The organism is Paludisphaera soli (assembly GCF_011064595.1).
In the GTDB taxonomy this organism is placed as follows: domain Bacteria; phylum Planctomycetota; class Planctomycetia; order Isosphaerales; family Isosphaeraceae; genus Paludisphaera; species Paludisphaera soli.
Genome location: NZ_JAALJI010000029.1, coordinates 30,792 through 46,881, shown reverse-complemented (window position 1 = coordinate 46,881; position 16,090 = coordinate 30,792). Strand labels below are relative to the sequence as shown.

The following is a 16,090-nucleotide window of genomic DNA, read 5'->3' as shown; positions in this document are numbered from 1 at the left end:
TTCGCGTCGTGATCGCGGTCCGAGCAGAGCACAGCGTAGAGGGACGGCGACGGGGGCGTCGAGCGGTACGGCGGTCTCGCCGTCGCCCGCGCCCCTCGTGTGTTTCGGGACCATGCGGGGGAGAAAACGGCCCGGGACGCTCGCGATCGAACGCCCGGGCGGCGGGTGCGGGAGGACGCGGGGGCGGCGGGCCGCCCCCGAGGGCTCACTTGAGCTTGACGGTGGCGCCGGCTTCCTCGAGCTCCTTCTTGAGCTTCTCGGCGTCGTCCTTCGAGAGGCCGGTCTTGACCTCCTTCGGGGCGGCCTCGACCAGGTCCTTGGCCTCCTTGAGGCCCAGGCTGGTGGCGGCGCGGACGACCTTGATCACGTTGATCTTGTTCGCGCCGACCGCTTCCAGGCTGACGTCGAACTCGGTCTTCTCGGCGACCGGCTCGGCCGGGCCGGCGGCCGGGGCGGCGGCGACGGCGACGGCCGCGGCGGCCGGCTTGATGCCGTGCACGACCTCGAGGTAGTCGCCGAGGGCCTTGGCTTCGAGGACGGTCAGCTGGACGATCGAATCACCCAGGGTCTTGATGTTGTCGGCGAACGTCGGGGCTTCGGCGGTGGCCATAGCGGGAACGATCCTTTCTTCCTCGATCGAGATAAGGCGAGTCGGTCGTCGGCGTGCGTCGTCGGACGCGCCCGATGGAAAATGAAGGTAAGCCTGCGGGGCGGGCGGCTCGGGATCCCCGGGGCCCCCGCCGGGTCGTCATGGTTCGCGGGCCCCGAGGGGCGGCCCGGTCGGCCGGGTCAGGCCCCTTCCGGGGCGGCCTCGGCCGGGGCTTCGGCGTCGTCCGCCGGGGCCCCTTCGCAAATCGTCTGAAGCTGGCTCGCGATCGAAGAGATCGGCGCGTTGGCCAGGCTGACCACGCGGGTCGCCGGCGCGAGCGCCAGAGCCGCCACGCGGCCGATCAGCTCCTCGCGGCTGGGGAGCTTGGTGATGTCCTCGACCTGCTCGGGGCCGATCACCACGCCGTCGACGGCGCCCCCCTTGATCTGCGGCTTCTTCAGCTTCTTGAGCTGCGCCGAGATCTCCTTCGCCAGCTCGGCCGGGCCGTCTCCGCCCCAGACCAGGACAGACGGCCCCTCCAGGTACTTCGACAGCCCGTCCACGCCCATGTCCGTCAGGACCCGGCGCGCCAGCGTGTTCTTCAGGGTCCGCACCTTGATCGACTTCTTGCGGAGGTCCATCCGGAACTGGTGCTCGCTGACCGCGTCCAGCCCCTTGAAGTCGAGGATCAGCATGGACCGACTCCCCGCGAGATCGTCGCGGAGCTGATCCATCATCATTTCTTTTACGTATTTACTCATGGCTGGGACCGTGGTTCCCGTCTCGTCGTGTTCGGTGGGTTGCGACGCCTCCGGCGATGGGCCGAGGGCCCGATCACGCGGAAACCCGGATTCCGGGGCTCATCGTGGCCGAGATCGTGACCGTCTGGATGTACGTCCCCTTCGAGGTCGCCGGCTTGATCGTCCGCAGGTAGGCGAGGAAGGCGACGATGTTCTCGACGAGCTGGTCCTCCGAGAAGTTGATCTTCCCGACCGGGACCGCCACGTTGCCCCCCTTGTCGTTGCGGAACTCGATCTTGCCCGCCTTGAACTCCCGCACCGCCGAGGCGATGTCGGTCGTCACGGTGCCGGACCGGGGCGAGGGCATCAGGCCGCGAGGGCCCAGCACCCGGCCCAGGGGGCCGACGACGCCCATCATGTCGGGCGTGGCCAGGGCGACGTCGAAGTCCATCGTCCCCCCCTTGATCTGCTGGGCCAGGTCGTCGGCGCCGACGATGTCGGCGCCCGCCGCCCGCGCCTTCTCGGCGTTGTCGCCCTGGGCGAACACGGCCACCCGCACGTCCTTGCCGATGCCGTGGGGCAAGGCCACGGAACCGCGCACGTTCTGGTCGCTCTGCCTCGGGTCGATGCCCAGGTGGGTGGAGACCTCGACGGTCTGGTTGAACTTGGTGGTGTTGAACCCCTTGAGGATCTTCACCGCCTCGGGCAGCGCCATGAGGGCGGTGTCTTTCACCTTCCCCGTAAGCGCGCGATAGCGTTTCGAACGGTAAGCCAAGTCGTCACCCCTTTCGCCCCCCTCGCAGGAGAGCTGCCGCCTTCGTCGTCAAGAAATCCGTCCGTCCCTCGGCGGGCGGTCGCGCCATGAGGAGACGGTCGACGCCCCGGCGAGGCCGGGACGCGGGGCTGGGGAGGGCCTAGCCCCGCCCCGACCCCCGACCGATGGCCGCCGCCCGGGGCCCTTCCCCGCGCGGCGGCCGTGTCTGAGTCGCCTTCGCTTCGATCAGCCCTTGACCTCGACCCCCATGCTCCGGGCGGTGCCGGCGATCACGCGGCAGGCGTGGTCCAGGTCGCGGGCGTTCAGGTCCTGGAACTTGGTCTCGGCGATCTTCCGGACCTGCTCGGCAGTCACGGTCCCAACCTTGGTCTTGTTCGGCACGGCGGAGCCCGCGGCGATCCCCGCGGCCTGCTTCAGCAGGACCGCGGCCGGGGGGCTCTTCGTGATGAACTCGAAGGTCCGATCCGAGTAGATCGTGATCTCGATGGGGATCGTCGTCCCCTTCATGTCCTTGGTCCGCTCGTTGAACTGCATCACGAACTGACCGATGTTCACGCCGTGCTGACCGAGCGCGGGCCCGACCGGGGGCGCCGGGGTCGCCTGTCCCCCCGGGCATTGCAGCTTGACCTTCGCCGTCATCACCTTGGCCATCGCGGATTCTCGCTCCCCTTGGGTCCCTTGCTCGGATCGTTCTCGTCTCGGACTCGATCCCCCCGACGGGCCGCCTCGCGACCCCGGGGGGGACGGCTCACAGCCGTTCGAGCTGCCAGTACTCCAGGTCGACGGGGGTGGGGCGGTTGAAGATGATGAGCATCACCTTGACCAGGCCGCGACCCTCGATGACCTCTTCCACCGTCCCCTCGAAGTTCTCGAACGGGCCGTCCTTGATCTTCACGCGATCGCCCCGCTCGACGTCGATGCGGACGGTCGGCGACTTGGCCGTCGTCTGCTCTTCCTGGTGGTTGAGCATCTGGTTGACCTCGGCCTCGGTCATCTTCGTCGGGGTCCCGTGGGCCCCCACGAAGTCGCCGACGCCGGGCGTCTCCCGCACCAGGAACCAGGTCTTCTCGTTCAGCTCCATCTGCACCATGATGTAGCCGGGATACGTCTTGCGCTCGACGATGCGTTTCTTGTTGTTGCGGATCTCGGTGATCTTCTCGGTCGGCACGACGATCCGGGGGCTCCCCTCCGGGGTCACGCCGAAAAAGCGCTCCAGGCCCTGGATCTTCACCCGACGCTGGAGGGCTTGCGCGATGGTGTCCTCGCGAGAGCTCTGAACCTTGAGGACGTACCAGACCAGATCGGGCGGGGGATCGGCGTCCTCGTCCACCTCGACCGCGGGTTCCTCGTCGGCCTCGACGTCTTCGTCGACCGGCTCGGGCTCCGGGGCGGGGGTCCGGGTCCTGGCGGAGGCCCTCCCGCCGCGCGCGACGCCGCCGTCCGGCGTCTCCTCCTCCACCTCGACGGCCGGTTCATCCGACGGGGCGTCGTCCGAAGCCGAGGTGTCGGGAGATTCGGGCTGCGGGGTCGTTTCGTCGAACTCGTGCGTCGGTTGGCTCATGGAACGTAATACGGCGCGTTTCGGTGTACGGGTCGGAGGGTCGGGGCCGGGGCGTTCGCAGCCGTCGGCCCCGATCGTCGGTCAAAGGGTCGCCGCCTGCGGCAAGCGTCCGGGAACGGGGCGGGAGGCGGGGAATCCACGAAGATACACGAGGAGCGGTCGTCGAGGGAAGCCCAGATTGTCGTGCGAAGGCCCTGCGAAGAGTCCCGGGGAGCCGCGGGGGGCTCGCGCCCGGGCGTTTTCGCCGTCCGGACGACGGCTCAGGTCAGGCCGTCGAACCGAAGCTGCCCCCGCCGCTGAACTGGAGCACGCCGATCACCCGCAGGAGGAACAGCCAGAACCAGTCGACCACGAACAGATAGACCGCCAGGACCAGGACCGTCGCCAGGACGACGATCGTCGACCGGTAGAGGTCTTCCTTCGACGTCCAGGAGACCTTGTTCATCTCCGCCTCGGTCGCGATCAGGAACTCGGCGAAGACCGGATAGTGGACGATCCGGAAGATCGCCCATCCCAGGACCGCGGCCAGGCCGGCGGGGATCGCGAACCTCCAGGCGGGCGGGTACTCCAGCGAGCTCTGGTAGACGTGCCAGACCGCGCCGAACGCCATCAAGCCCAGCGCCACGGCGGTGTAAAGGCGGGCGTACCAGCCCTGCATGGGCTTGTACAACTTGGTGCTGAAGAAATTCGCGAGGAACACGAAGAGAGCGCCCAGCGTCCCGCCCCTCGGCTTCCCCTGGGGGGGCTTGGTCGGTTTCTGCCCCGAAACTTCGTCTTTCACTTTACCCATGTCGACCGTTCCATTCGGAATGGGGAAACCGCAGGCTCCAGCGGGCCGGGATCGAGGGGGACGAGGTCCGTGGCGAGCCTTCGCCGAAGACCCGGGCCGGGGATGGAGAGTTGAGGGCCCGCAAGGCCCCGACGGCCTCGACCGCCACCCCATCCCCAAGGACCGCCGCGACTCCCGGCGGCGGTCGAAGCACGAGCGGAGGGAATCGAACCCCCAACCGCCGGTTTTGGAAACCGGTGCTCTGCCAATTGAGCTACGCTCGTGTGGGTCGGGACGACTCCCCGAAAGGGCCGTCCGGGGGAACCCCCAAGTCTATCGAAGATAGGACCATGAGGGTGGGCGTTCTCGCGTCGAGACTTCGGGCCCGCGGGCCGATTCACGACCGCTCCGGGCCGGTCACTTCTTGCGGGATTCCTTGTGCGCCGTGTGCTTGCGCTCGCGGCGGCAGTACTTCTTGAGGTCCAGGCGGTTGGCCCCGCGGGTCTCTTTCTGGACGCGGTAGTTCTTGTCGCCGCAGGCCGTGCACTCGAGCCAGACGTATTCACGCATCGCGATAACACCCCGGTACCGGCCGTCGTCTCGGACTCCGCCGGACATCCCCTGGAAAACTCGAGGCGCGGGGCCCGCCGCCCCGGATCACCGGGGAGTGCGGGCGGCCGCACCTTTGGAAACCGACTTCAATTTCGTTCGCGGGCGGAGATCGCGGCGACCCTCCCGATCCGGATGGATCGCCGGGCGGAGAGGGCCGTCGGATGGGAGAGACGGGTCTCGGGGGGCCGGAAGCCCCCCGATCCCGAGGTCACTCCAGGATCTTGGTGACGACGCCGGCGCCGACGGTCTTGCCGCCTTCGCGGATGGCGAACCGGAGGGCGTCTTCCATGGCGATCGGGCTGCCCAGCTCGACCGTCATCTTGATGTTGTCGCCCGGCATGCACATCTCGGCCTCGCTGCCGTCCTCGGACAGCAGGTTGAGGATCGAGCCGGTCACGTCGGTGGTGCGGATGTAGAACTGCGGCCGGTAGCCCTTGAAGAACGGGGTGTGGCGGCCCCCTTCTTCCTTGCTGAGGACGTAGACCTCGGCCTCGAACTTGGTGTGGGGCGTGATCGAGCCCGGCTTGCAGAGGACCTGCCCGCGCTCGAGGTCGTTCTTTTCCACGCCGCGGAGCAGCACGCCGACGTTGTCGCCGGCGACGCCCTCGTCGAGCGTCTTCTGGAACATCTCGACGCCGGTCACCGTCGTCGGCTTCTTGACGCCAAAGCCGATGATCTCGATCTGGTCGCCGACCTTGCAGCGGCCGCGCTCGACGCGGCCGGTGCCGACCGTGCCGCGGCCCTTGATCGAGAAGACGTCTTCGATGGGCATCAGGAACGGCTTGTCGATCTCGCGGACCGGGTCCGGGATGTACTCGTCCATGGCCTGGACGAGGTCGAGGATCGGCTTCGCGGCGGTCGGGTCCGAGGGGTTCTCGAGCGCCGGGCGGCTGCTGCCGCGGACGATCGGGATCTCGTCGCCGGGGAACTTGTAGTGGCTGAGCATCTCGCGAAGCTCCATCTCCACCAGCTCCAGCAGCTCCTCGTCGTCGACCAGGTCGATCTTGTTGAGGAAGACCACCAGGGCCGGCACGCCGACCTGGCGGGCCAGGAGGATGTGCTCGCGGGTCTGTGGCATCGGGCCGTCGGCCGCGGAGACCACCAGGATCGCCCCGTCCATCTGGGCGGCGCCGGTGATCATGTTCTTGATGTAGTCGGCGTGGCCCGGGCAGTCGATGTGGGCGTAGTGCCGCTTGTCGCTCTCGTACTCGACGTGCGAGACCGCGATCGTGACGGTCTTCGAGGCGTCGCGGACCGTGCCGCCCTTGGCGATGTCGGCGTAGGACTTGCTCTTGGCCTGGCCGCGCGCGGACAGCACGGCCAGCAGGGCGGCCGTCAGCGTGGTCTTGCCGTGGTCGATGTGCCCGATCGTGCCCACATTGACGTGAGGCTTGGTTCTGGTGAAAGTTTCCTTGGCCATGTGCTCAGCGCCTTTTCGGCAATCTCGAAGTCAAGTCTTCGGCGGGGATCCATCACCAAGCCCCACCCGCCGGCCAGGTCCGTTTCGGACGGCCTCCCCGACGACCGGGGCTGGTCGCGGGGCAAACTCCTCTACGCCCGATCACGGGCGACCGACCCGAAAGCTGCCGCTGGGATTTGAACCCAGGACCTCGTCCTTACCAAGGACGCGCTCTACCAACTGAGCCACGGCAGCGTGTTCGCAAGGAACGTCAAGGGCCTCTCACGGACGACCGAGCGGGCGGGCCTCGCCACCAGGGTGGTTCGGCCGGTCTCTCCGGGCCAGAGCGGGTGATGGGAATCGAACCCACACGACCTGCTTGGAAGGCAGGGACTCTACCATTGAGCTACACCCGCGTGCGTCCCTCGCCCCGGCGACCCTCTCGATCCCCTCCTGCAAGCCTCCCTGTCTTGATCCTCGACGTTCCGAGTGGGTGGAGCAGGATTCGAACCTGCGAAGGCTGAGCCACCAGATTTACAGTCTGGCCCCTTTGGCCGCTTGGGTATCCACCCGTCATTCGCTTGGTCGGCCGCCGTCGCGAAGCGGGCCCCGGGAGAGCTGGCGGTGAGAGTCGAACTCACAACCTACGGTTTACAAAACCGTTGCTCTGCCGGTTGAGCTACGCCAGCGGCGTTCAGGCCGGCAAGTCCCCATTCTAGCGGGCGGCCGTCCGGATTCAAGCTTGATTCACTCGCCGACGTCGTGACGACCACGGTCGGCGCGTTGGATCAATGTAGCGACCCCCGTCCCCGGGGGCAAGGGGTGGGCGGAAAAATCGCCGCCGCGGCCTCCGCCCCGCGTCACGCCCGGCGTCCCCCGAGCCGGGGCGCGGTCCCGACGGTCGGGAGCCGGATGTTCGCGGCGGCCTCGTCGACGTGCCCCTCGTTTCGGCCCCCGCGGCCCGCGTCCGGGGGCTTCTCCAATGAATCGAGGGGAAAGAAACCAAGAAATATGTGGAATTCGCTTGCATAAGTTCGGGCGGCGGCGTTGCGGTCTGCGATCGCGTCCATTCGTCGTCGGGAGCGCACGGGAGCGGCCGGATTGCGAGCGGGCGCGTTCAAGTTGGATTGAAAACGGTTCGCGTGCGACGTCGGGAGGCCCGGTTCCGGGGCGATGTCTCGCAATCGTGACGCGGGGGGCTCGAAGGTCCTGGTTCCGCCCGGCGACGCCGCGTGGCTGTGCGTCGTCGGGGCGGGGCCGATCGGGTCGTGTTCCTTCGCTTGGCCGAGCGGTTCCGATCGTCGGTTCCAGGGAGGCACTTATGAGTCGACTGGCCAGGATGATCGCGTCGTCGATCTTGCTCGCGTCGATGACGGCCGGGTTCGCCCGGGCGGAGATCATGATGACGCCCCGGGAGGGGATGAACGCCACCTCGCTGCTGCAGTCCGCTTCGATGACGTTGCGGATCCTGAATGAGACGACCCCGTTCTCGACGCAGGATGTGATCGAGTTCACGGGGAGCTACACCGACACCTCGGCCACGCTCTCGCTCTCGGGCCTGGTCGGCGGCCAGCAGCTGGCGCTGGACCTCTCGACGGTGCTGGTCGGCGACATCGGCGAGGACATCACGGTCTCGATCGCCGGCGGGGGATCCTGGGGTCTGGAGCCGATTTCCACGAACGGTCAGACCTTCTGGGTCTACGACGCGGGGATCAGCGACTATCAAGAGATGCAGTATGCGGACCAGGGGACGTTCGGGACGGGCAGCCGGAGCTGGGTCGTCCGGGGGGCGGAACTGGTGATCGGCGCGGGGGTGGGGGGCTGGATCGCGGGCTGGGCCGGGGCCTTCACGGGGGCCCTGGCGGCCTGGACGATCTCCGACATCGTCTACGAGGTGGTGGACAGCCTGACGCCTCCCCCGCCCCCGCCGACGCCTCCGACGCCGCCCACGCCTCCGGCCCCCGTCTACCCGCCCCCGGTCCCGAACAATGGGATCATCGACATCATCAACGGCTCGGGCAACACCGTCTACAAGAACAACGGCGGCAAGATCCAGGGGACCGGCGCGTTCAACGGCGGCAACCTGACCGGTCAGTTCGTCGCCGTGTCGGAGCCTTCCTCCGTGATCCTGCTGGCGGTCGCCGGGGCGTTCGGCGTCGGCTATCAGGTTTCTCGCCGTCGGCCGACGCGCCGGGCGTCCTGAGGGGCGGTCGCCGCGGATGAACAGCGACGGCCGGACGCACAGGAGCCTGGGGCTCGATCCGGGTCCGGCCGTCGTTTCTTCGGCGCGGGTCTCCGGGGCGGTCGAATCAGAGCATCGGAAGGTCGAGCTTCTGCTCGCCGGCGATGCGTCGGAGCTTGTCGACGCCCCGCGACTCGATCTGGCGGACGCGTTCCTTGGTGATGCCCAGCTCGCGGCCGAGCTGTTCGAGGGTCCGCTCGGAGGCGCCGCCGAGGCCGAACCGGCTGGTGATGATCAGCTTCTCGCGATCGTCCAGGCGGTCGAGCATGCCCCGGATGGCCTCCTGCATGCGCTTGAGGGCGCTTTCGTATTCGTGTTCGTCGATCCGATTGTCGGCCGCGGCCTCGAACATCTCCTCGTGGCCGGTGACGAACCGGTCGCGGCGGTAGTTCTCCTCGGGGATGGTCCGGGCGTAGTTCTTCATGATCGCCCAGGAGGCGTACGTGCTGAACTTGTTGCCGCGGGCGTAGTCGAACTTCTCCACGGCGCGGATGAGGCTCATGTTGCCGTCGGAGACCAGCTCGAAGAAGTTGTTCGAGGGGCCGACGTGCCGCTTGGCGATGGAGACGACGAGCCGAAGGTTGGCGCGGATGATCTGGTTCTTGACCGCCAGGGCCTGCTCTTGCAGGGCCTCGATCTTGTCGAGGGCGGCGGTCTTGGCCTTGGCCGGGTCGAGCTGCTCGCGGAGCTTGACGGCCTGGGACTTCAGGTAGTTCATCTGGCGGAACAGGTGGGCTTCCTGCTCGCGGTCGAGGAGCGGCACTTCATACAGGCTGGCCAGGTACGGCGGCAGCCCCTTGGGGGCCTTGGGCCGGCGCGGGGCCTTGCCGTCGGCCGGCGCGGGGAGCGGGGCCATGATGACGGACTTGGACTTGGGATCGTCGAACGAGTCGTTGCCGATGAATTCCAGCTTGGTTTCGAGGAGTCGCTTGGCGCGCACCTCGTTGATGAGGCGATAGACGCTGGATCGCGTGCGGCCGTACTCGATCGCCAGGTTCTCGGCGGAGACGCCCATGCGGTGCCGGAGATAGATCTGGGCCTTCGCGTCGTCGTCGAGCGGCGTCGTGGAGGGGCCGAAGATCGCCCGGTCGGGGTGTTCGCGATCGTACGCCTTGAGGGTCAATCTCACCGTCTCGGTCGAGCGTGCCATTTTCGTAGCGATCCTCCGCGCGATCTCGATCAGGCCGACCTCGCCCGATCGAAATTGCGACATGCGACGGGCGCGGCGGATGATCTCATCCCTCTCCGCGTCGGTCAGTTGTCGAAATCTCGAGCCCCGTTCCACCTGGCCGCGATGCTCGGCCACGAACCGTTGCAGGCTGGATTCCAAGAACCCGACTTTGGCCCGCCCGTCGATCACGAAACGACGCGCCACCAGGCCCTGCCGCCGCCACCGCGTCACCGTACGCGTGGAGACGTTGTACTTCTTGCTCACCTCGTCGACCGTGAGCACCGGCTCGGTCGCCTGCTCGACCGGCTGTCGGACGGTCGCCGAGAGGTCCTCCACGAACTGCCGGAGGTCGCGTCGCGCCTCGTCCCCTTCCAGCATCAGGACCGACCCGTTGTCGGGGCGGAACCCGGTGATCCGGAAGCAGAGGTAGTCGTAGGGGTACAGTTTATTGCGGTCGATCTCGCCCAGGAGCTGTTCGGCCCGCTCAACCTGCTCGAGCCGCTTCTCCTTCGGCGCGAATCGCGTCTGCTGATCCTTGAGCTGCTTCATCGCGGGGTGGCAGTAGGCCCGTCCCATCGTCCACCTCCCCGCTCGAGGCCCCGGATCGGGGGCCTTGGAACTTCCGGAAAACGCCGTGTGAACTTCCCGGCCGCTCGCCGCCCCGCTCCCGATCCGTCGGCCGTCCCCTCGGAGACGGCACCCCTCGCGGGGCGGAGATGGGCGAAGATGCCCAGCTTGTGGAAGCGATCATTCCCGAAATTTCGTGGAATTCGGTTTCACCACAAACCTAGATACGTCCATTCGGCGGATAAGGATCGAAATTTTCGCGTTGCTCGTCGTTATCGACGAAAAATAAATCCGAGATCATTCCGGCTTCCCGGAGCAGGAAGGGTCATGACCCCGCCCTCAGCAATTCCTGGGCCGATTCTCGTCGTTTTTGTGCAGAGATCTGGTCGAGGGCCTTCGTTCACCGGGACGGACTCGGGAACGGGACGTCGAGTTCGCAGTTGTTCCTGGGAAAGCGGGCGAGGCTCGCGAGGCCCAGGATGATTACGGACGATTGCATGAATTCAGACGCAGGAAATGGGAAGTGGTTCCCTCATTTCGAGTTCGACGCGAGATTGCTCGCTTGCGGCTCCCTTCGCGTGAGGCCGGTCCGCGGTCGTCGCCGTCGTTCGGCCGAAATTGACAGGTCGGGGCCGCCTCACATAATGGTCGCGGGTTTCGCCGGTCGGAGCCTTCATGGATCGGTCGAGAATTATCCGGGACGGGCGACGGCCGCCCGCCGGGGGAGGTCGAAAATGGACCTGCGCGGACGAGCGACGATCAGGATGCCGGCGCCGGTCGGGGGCCTCCTCGGCGTGGTGATGGCCTTGTCGACCTGGGCCGGGGGGGCGATCGCGGCCGAGGAGGGGGCGATCACGATCGCGGAGTCCGTCTCGCCCGACGCGGTCACCGCGGCCCGGATCGAGCTGAAGGCGAGCGGTTTGTACCGCCCTCCCCTCCCTCCGGACGCCATGACGCCCGACGCCAAGATGCCCAAGCCGTTGGACGTCGACATCCAGACTCGGGTCGTCTACTGGGAGCGGACCCTCAAGGGGCCGAAGCGGAGGGCGGTCCGGCTGGTCCGGCAGGCGGCCTCGGCGATCAACGGCGAGATCCGGCCGATCGCCCTGGAGCTGCGCCCGGAGCTGGCCCTGCTGATCGCCGAGCGTCGCGACCTCGACGGCTCGGTGACGGTGGCCAGCCCCGCCGGCTCGCTGACTCGGGGCGAGCTGGAGCTGGTGGAGGGGCTCGGCGATTCCCTCTGCCTGGCGGACCTCCTGCCGGAAGGCCCGACGGCGAAGGCGAAGCCCTGGCCCGTCCGCAAGTCGGCCCTCTGGGCGCTCACCGGCTATGACGCGATCGCCTCCACGACGGTCGAAGCCCAGATCGAATCGTCCGACGAGCAGCGTGTCCGGATCACGATCAAGGGGGAGGTGAAGGGCTCGGTGATGGGGGCCGAGGGGACGCTGACCTGCGACGGCTGGCTGACCTTCGACCGCAAGGCCGGGCTGGTCGACGGCCTGGAGTTGAATCGGACCGAGAGCCGACTGCCGGGGGCGGTCGAGGCGGGCCTGGACCTCAAGAGCACCCTGACCGTCGTCCGACGCGCTTCGACCGGCGTCCCGCCGGAGCTGGCCGACGCCGCCCTGGCGTCGCTCTCGCCCGAGCTGACGTCGGGCCGGCTCCTGCTCCAGCTGATCGCGCCCGACGGTCGCTACAACCTGCTCCACGATCGGAGCTGGCACACGTACTGGGACGACAAGAAGCTGGTGGTCCTGAAGCGGTACGAGAAGGGCCGGGTCACGGCCCAGTGCAACCTCGCCTACGGGCCGCCGGCCGGCAAGGGGAAGCATCAGGACGTGGAGTCGTTCCGCGAGGACGTGCGGCGGGCTCTCAAGGAACGGTTCGGCCAGTTCCTGGGGGCCGGCGAGGTCGAAGGCGAGGGCGACGGGGGCTTCCGCTACAAGCTGGGGGTGCAGGGCCGGTACAACGACCTGGGGCTCCTCTGGTACTACTACCTGATCGCCAGCCCCGCCGGCGACCAGCTGCTGGCCACGTTCACGCTGGTCGATTCCGACGCCGGGGCCTTCGGGAGCGAGGATGAGACGATCGTCGGCTCGCTCCAGTGGAACGATCCGCCGCTCCCCGTCGGCCGCTGAGCCCGAAAAGGGCGGCGGGGGTTCCCCCGAGCCCGGCCGGAAAGCTATGGTGGAACCGGGGAAGCGACCCCGACGACACCCGGAATTTCAACCTGGAGGGGCGCCGGCATGATGGGCGATTCGCGAAGTCGAGGGCCGTTGCGGGTCGGGTCGGGGGTCGGCCTGGGACTCTGGGCCCGCCTGGGGCTCGCCTGGTTGCTGCTGGCCGCCGGGGCCGCGTCGCGGCCCTCGTCCGCCCAGACGCCGCCGGCCGACCCGCCGGCCGTCGACGATGCGGTCGTGGAGGACGCGTCGCGGGGCGAGGTCCAACCCCTGAGCCTCCGCTACCGCTTCGCCGAGCGTTACATCGAGACCCCCGATCCCGCCCATCCGGAGTGGCTGACGCAGTATCAGGTCGGCGTCCGCGAGAAGGTCAAGGTCGTCCGCGAGAAGCCGCAGGGCGCCCCCGACCGGGCCGAGACGTCGCTCCAGACGATCTACACCGAGCGGGTCATGAAGTCCAACCCGAGCCGGGTGGCCACCGACGTCGTCCGGCGCTACGACCGGGCGGTGGTCTCGACGACGCTGCCGATGCGCCGCGAGTTTCAGAACCCGAGGCTCCTGGAGCAGTTAAGCCTCTGGTATCGCCTCCAGCCCGGCAAGGCCGTCGAGCTGTACAACCTGACCGACGGCCGGGTCCTCCGCCAGATCGAGTTCGACCGGATCGTCAAGAACCCCTTCCTGCCCCAGCTCGCGACCCTGCTGCCGACGACTCCCCGCCGCGTGGGCGACGTCTGGCCGGTCCCCCGCAGCTCGACGGCGGCCCTGCTCGGCGAGACGCCCCTGGAGGAAGACTACCAGATCGACGCCGAGCTGGTGGACGTCCGCACGACGGCCCCAGAGGCCGGTACGATGACGGCCGTCTTCGGGATCAAGGGGCAGCTCAACCTGATCGAAGGGCCGATCGCCCTGAACGCCCGGGTGCATTTCACCTTCCCCACCCCCAAGCCGGCCCAGCCCGGCGCCCCCCAGCCCAAGGGTCAGGCGGGCGTGGTCGACGCCGAGGGCTGGATCTCCGAGATCCGGATGGCGGAAGTCATGACCACCCCCCTCCCCGACGACGAGACCGACCGGCTTAATCAAACCCAGACCCGCGAGCTGATCGTCGCCCGTCGCGTCGGCCCGTCCGAGATCGGCCCCGAGGCGTCCCTCCCCCTGGTGGCTCCCGGGGCCCCTCCCCAGGACGAGGCCCACACCTGGGTGACTTACGACGACCCCGAGGGCCGGTTCCACCTGGCCCATCCCCAGGGCCTGCGGATCGCCCGGGCCTACCCCGAGGGGGGCGTCGACCTGGTCGATCGCCGGTTCGACGGCCAGGACGTGGTCTCGGTGGCCCTCGCGGCCAAGTCCGGCGACGCCGCGCGCGACCGCCTCGTCGCCGACCCCCAGGAGCAGCGCAAGGCGCTCGTGGAGCAGTGGCGGTCCCAGGGCCAGGAGGTCCTCATGGGCGACTCCGGCTGGCTGAAGGAGGAGGTGTGGGGGCCGCTGAACCGCAAGGTCTACCGGATCGAAGCCGCGCTCAAGCCCGCCGGCGACGCGCCGGTCGTCCGGGGCAACCGCATCTACCTGGACCGCTACATCGTCCAGTTCACCCGGAACCAGACCCTGATCGTCACGGCGATGACCACCCGCGACCCCCACGTCCCGTTCCGGGACCAGGTCGAGGCCCTGATCAAGAGCTTCACCTTCGGCCCCTCCGAGGGCGGCGCCCGCGCGTCGGAGGCCCCCGACGAGGGCGGACGGGCCCCGGACGCCTCCACCCTCCCGGCCGTCCCCTGATCCCGCTCCCGTCGCCGGGCGGAGCTTGCTCGCTTCAGTCAGGGGGGCAACCCTTCGGAACCCCCAGGGTCGCCCCCGTTCGCCGGGTCGATGAATGCTTGCCTGGGTTGAGAAAATAAGCGGGACGAGGCTCGGAATCTCGACGCCGGGATACTATGAAAGAGGGCCGATTTTTCAAGGGTTTCCTGGGAAGCGGCCGCCCCGATATCGGGCGGGCGACGTGGACTCGGCCGGGCGCGGAGCGTGGTCGGACGGGCGGAGTCGCTCGCTCGGTCGACTCCTGACGCCTCGGGTCCGCGCCCCTTCATGGGGATGGGAGGTCGAGGCCGTGCCGACGACTTGCACTTCTCGGGGCTCCGAAGGGCCGTCGATGATCTCACGTAATTCCACCACACGCGTGATCCTGGAGGTCGTGAAAGGCCCGAGGTCCGGCCGGACCTTCGTCTTCGACCGCCACGACACGTTCATCGTGGGGAGATCCCAGTTCGTCCATTGCCCGATCAACGACCCGGCCCTCTCGCGAGACCACTTCCTGATCGAGATCAACCCCCCGCAGTGCGAGCTTCGTGACCTGGACAGCACGAACGGGACGTTCGTCAACAGCACCCGGATCGATCGGGCGCGGCTCGCCTCCGGAGACCTGATCGCGGCGGGCCAGAGCGTCTTCCGGGTCCTGGTGGAGCCGGGCCAAGCGGCCAAGAAGGGCCCCGCGCCCTCGTCGAGCGTCGCCATCCCGGCGCGTGACCCGATCCTCTGCGCCGGCTGCCGGAGCCCGGCGCCGCTGAACCTCACGATTAACAACGTGGTCGGGGCGAACCCGCATGAGCCCATCGAATGGTGGTGCTCGGCCTGCCGCACCGAGGCGGCCGCCCTCCCCCAGCCGGTCCCGCACTACTCCACGATCCGCGAGCTGGGCCGCGGTGCGATGGGCGTGGTCTATCAGGCCCGCCACAACAGCAGCGGCCGGATGGTCGCCCTCAAGCTCATCACCCCTGAGGTCGCCACCACCCGCGCCGCCATCGAGCGCTTCCAGCGCGAGATGTCGGTCATCAGCCAGCTCCGGCACCCGAACATCGTGGAGTGGTACGAGCAGGGGATGTCGCGGGGCCAGTTCTGGTTCGCGATGGAGTACGTCTCCGGCTCGAACCTCGAAGCCCTCGCCAAGATGGACCCCGGCCGCTACCCCACCGATCAGGCCTGCCGGCTGGCCTGCCAGATCCTCAAGGGGCTGGAGCACGCCCACAACGGCGGCTTCGTCCACCGCGACATCAAGCCCGAGAACATCCTGATCGGCCAGACCAACGAGGGCTCGGTCGCCAAGATCTCCGACTTCGGCCTCGCCAAGAGCTTCCGCAGCGTCGGACTCTCGGGCCTGACGTTCTCCGGCGAGATGCGCGGGACCATCCCGTTCATGCCCCCCGAGCAGATGACCGACTTCAAGACGGTCCGCCCCCAGGCCGACCTGTATGCCACCGCCGCCACGCTGTATTACCTGCTCACCAGCCAGTACATCTACGACGAGCCCGAAGGGGGCGGCGACCTGATCAAGATGCTCTTGGAGGAGCACCCCGTCCCGATTCTCGAGCGTCGCAACGACGTCCCCCCCGGCCTCGCCGCCGTCGTCGGCCGCTGCCTGGCCCGGGATCCCGACGAACGGTTCCCCGACGCCACCTCCATGCGTCGCGCGCTGAAGCCCTTCTGCTGAGCCG

13 protein-coding genes and 5 tRNA genes are annotated in these 16,090 nt (G+C 68.3%); 4 read left to right on the top strand and 14 right to left on the bottom strand.

Annotated features, from left to right (window positions below):
* Positions 1–205 precede the first annotated feature (205 nt).
* From rplL to G6O68_RS26300, 13 genes are all read right to left on the bottom strand, one after another.
* Entirely contained in the window at positions 206–610 is a 405-nt protein-coding gene (gene rplL, locus G6O68_RS26360; protein WP_165251779.1) for a 50S ribosomal protein L7/L12, read from the bottom strand.
* 179 nt (positions 611–789) lie between these two features.
* Positions 790–1,350: a 50S ribosomal protein L10 gene (rplJ, locus tag G6O68_RS26355; RefSeq protein ID WP_165251777.1), complete on the bottom strand. Its 561-nt coding sequence runs from the start codon at positions 1,348–1,350 to the stop codon at positions 790–792.
* A 73-nt stretch (positions 1,351–1,423) separates the two neighbouring features.
* Positions 1,424–2,104, bottom strand: a complete 681-nt coding sequence (gene rplA, locus G6O68_RS26350) for a 50S ribosomal protein L1 (RefSeq protein WP_165251775.1) — start codon at positions 2,102–2,104, stop codon at positions 1,424–1,426.
* A gap of 225 nt (positions 2,105–2,329) precedes the next feature.
* A complete protein-coding gene (rplK, locus tag G6O68_RS26345) occupies positions 2,330–2,755 on the bottom strand; it encodes a 50S ribosomal protein L11 (protein WP_165251773.1) in 426 nt (141 codons plus the stop codon).
* Between the two features lie 97 nt (positions 2,756–2,852).
* Complete coding sequence (gene nusG / locus G6O68_RS26340; protein WP_165251771.1) at positions 2,853–3,665, bottom strand: transcription termination/antitermination protein NusG; 813 nt, start codon at positions 3,663–3,665, stop codon at positions 2,853–2,855.
* 265 nt (positions 3,666–3,930) lie between these two features.
* Positions 3,931–4,455 (bottom strand): preprotein translocase subunit SecE, encoded by a 525-nt coding sequence (gene secE, locus G6O68_RS26335; protein WP_165251769.1) that lies wholly within the window; start codon positions 4,453–4,455, stop codon positions 3,931–3,933.
* 190 nt (positions 4,456–4,645) lie between these two features.
* Positions 4,646–4,718: transfer RNA gene (locus tag G6O68_RS26330), tRNA-Trp, on the bottom strand.
* A gap of 133 nt (positions 4,719–4,851) precedes the next feature.
* Positions 4,852–5,004, bottom strand: coding sequence for a 50S ribosomal protein L33 (gene rpmG, locus G6O68_RS26325; RefSeq protein ID WP_165251767.1), 153 nt, complete (start codon positions 5,002–5,004; stop codon positions 4,852–4,854).
* A 250-nt stretch (positions 5,005–5,254) separates the two neighbouring features.
* On the bottom strand, positions 5,255–6,466 hold the full coding sequence (gene tuf / locus G6O68_RS26320; protein ID WP_165251765.1) for an elongation factor Tu: 1,212 nt from the start codon (positions 6,464–6,466) through the stop codon (positions 5,255–5,257).
* Between the two features lie 161 nt (positions 6,467–6,627).
* Positions 6,628–6,700: transfer RNA gene (locus tag G6O68_RS26315), tRNA-Thr, on the bottom strand.
* Positions 6,701–6,790: 90 nt separating this feature from the next.
* Positions 6,791–6,861, bottom strand: a tRNA-Gly gene (locus G6O68_RS26310).
* 74 nt (positions 6,862–6,935) lie between these two features.
* Positions 6,936–7,017: transfer RNA gene (locus G6O68_RS26305), tRNA-Tyr, on the bottom strand.
* Positions 7,018–7,061: 44 nt separating this feature from the next.
* Positions 7,062–7,134, bottom strand: a tRNA-Thr gene (locus G6O68_RS26300).
* A 632-nt stretch (positions 7,135–7,766) separates the two neighbouring features.
* On the opposite strand from G6O68_RS26300, the gene G6O68_RS26295 reads away from it, so the two are divergent.
* A complete protein-coding gene (locus G6O68_RS26295) occupies positions 7,767–8,648 on the top strand; it encodes a hypothetical protein (RefSeq protein ID WP_165251763.1) in 882 nt (293 codons plus the stop codon).
* 106 nt (positions 8,649–8,754) lie between these two features.
* On the opposite strand, the gene G6O68_RS26290 is transcribed toward G6O68_RS26295, so the two are convergent.
* Positions 8,755–10,434 (bottom strand): sigma-70 family RNA polymerase sigma factor, encoded by a 1,680-nt coding sequence (locus tag G6O68_RS26290; RefSeq protein ID WP_165251761.1) that lies wholly within the window; start codon positions 10,432–10,434, stop codon positions 8,755–8,757.
* Positions 10,435–11,189: 755 nt separating this feature from the next.
* Between G6O68_RS26290 and G6O68_RS26285 the strand changes: the two genes are divergently transcribed.
* From G6O68_RS26285 to G6O68_RS26275, 3 genes are all read left to right on the top strand, one after another.
* Complete coding sequence (locus G6O68_RS26285; protein WP_165251759.1) at positions 11,190–12,563, top strand: hypothetical protein; 1,374 nt, start codon at positions 11,190–11,192, stop codon at positions 12,561–12,563.
* Positions 12,564–12,671: 108 nt separating this feature from the next.
* Positions 12,672–14,381 carry a hypothetical protein gene (locus G6O68_RS33025; RefSeq protein WP_240911518.1) on the top strand — a complete coding sequence of 570 codons (1,710 nt, stop codon included), beginning with the start codon at positions 12,672–12,674 and terminating at the stop codon, positions 14,379–14,381.
* A 370-nt stretch (positions 14,382–14,751) separates the two neighbouring features.
* Complete coding sequence (locus G6O68_RS26275; RefSeq protein ID WP_165251757.1) at positions 14,752–16,086, top strand: FHA domain-containing serine/threonine-protein kinase; 1,335 nt, start codon at positions 14,752–14,754, stop codon at positions 16,084–16,086.
* Positions 16,087–16,090 lie beyond the last annotated feature (4 nt).

Coding starts and splice junctions, on each gene's coding strand:
- nusG (WP_165251771.1), bottom strand. CDS start 3,665: ATGAGCCAACCGACGCACGAGTTCGACGAAACGACCCCGCAGCCCGAA.
- G6O68_RS26275 (WP_165251757.1), top strand. CDS start 14,752: ATGATCTCACGTAATTCCACCACACGCGTGATCCTGGAGGTCGTGAAA.
- secE (WP_165251769.1), bottom strand. CDS start 4,455: ATGGGTAAAGTGAAAGACGAAGTTTCGGGGCAGAAACCGACCAAGCCC.
- rpmG (WP_165251767.1), bottom strand. CDS start 5,004: ATGCGTGAATACGTCTGGCTCGAGTGCACGGCCTGCGGCGACAAGAAC.
- G6O68_RS33025 (WP_240911518.1), top strand. CDS start 12,672: ATGATGGGCGATTCGCGAAGTCGAGGGCCGTTGCGGGTCGGGTCGGGG.
- tuf (WP_165251765.1), bottom strand. CDS start 6,466: ATGGCCAAGGAAACTTTCACCAGAACCAAGCCTCACGTCAATGTGGGC.
- rplK (WP_165251773.1), bottom strand. CDS start 2,755: ATGGCCAAGGTGATGACGGCGAAGGTCAAGCTGCAATGCCCGGGGGGA.
- G6O68_RS26290 (WP_165251761.1), bottom strand. CDS start 10,434: ATGGGACGGGCCTACTGCCACCCCGCGATGAAGCAGCTCAAGGATCAG.
- rplL (WP_165251779.1), bottom strand. CDS start 610: ATGGCCACCGCCGAAGCCCCGACGTTCGCCGACAACATCAAGACCCTG.
- G6O68_RS26295 (WP_165251763.1), top strand. CDS start 7,767: ATGAGTCGACTGGCCAGGATGATCGCGTCGTCGATCTTGCTCGCGTCG.
- G6O68_RS26285 (WP_165251759.1), top strand. CDS start 11,190: ATGCCGGCGCCGGTCGGGGGCCTCCTCGGCGTGGTGATGGCCTTGTCG.
- rplJ (WP_165251777.1), bottom strand. CDS start 1,350: ATGAGTAAATACGTAAAAGAAATGATGATGGATCAGCTCCGCGACGAT.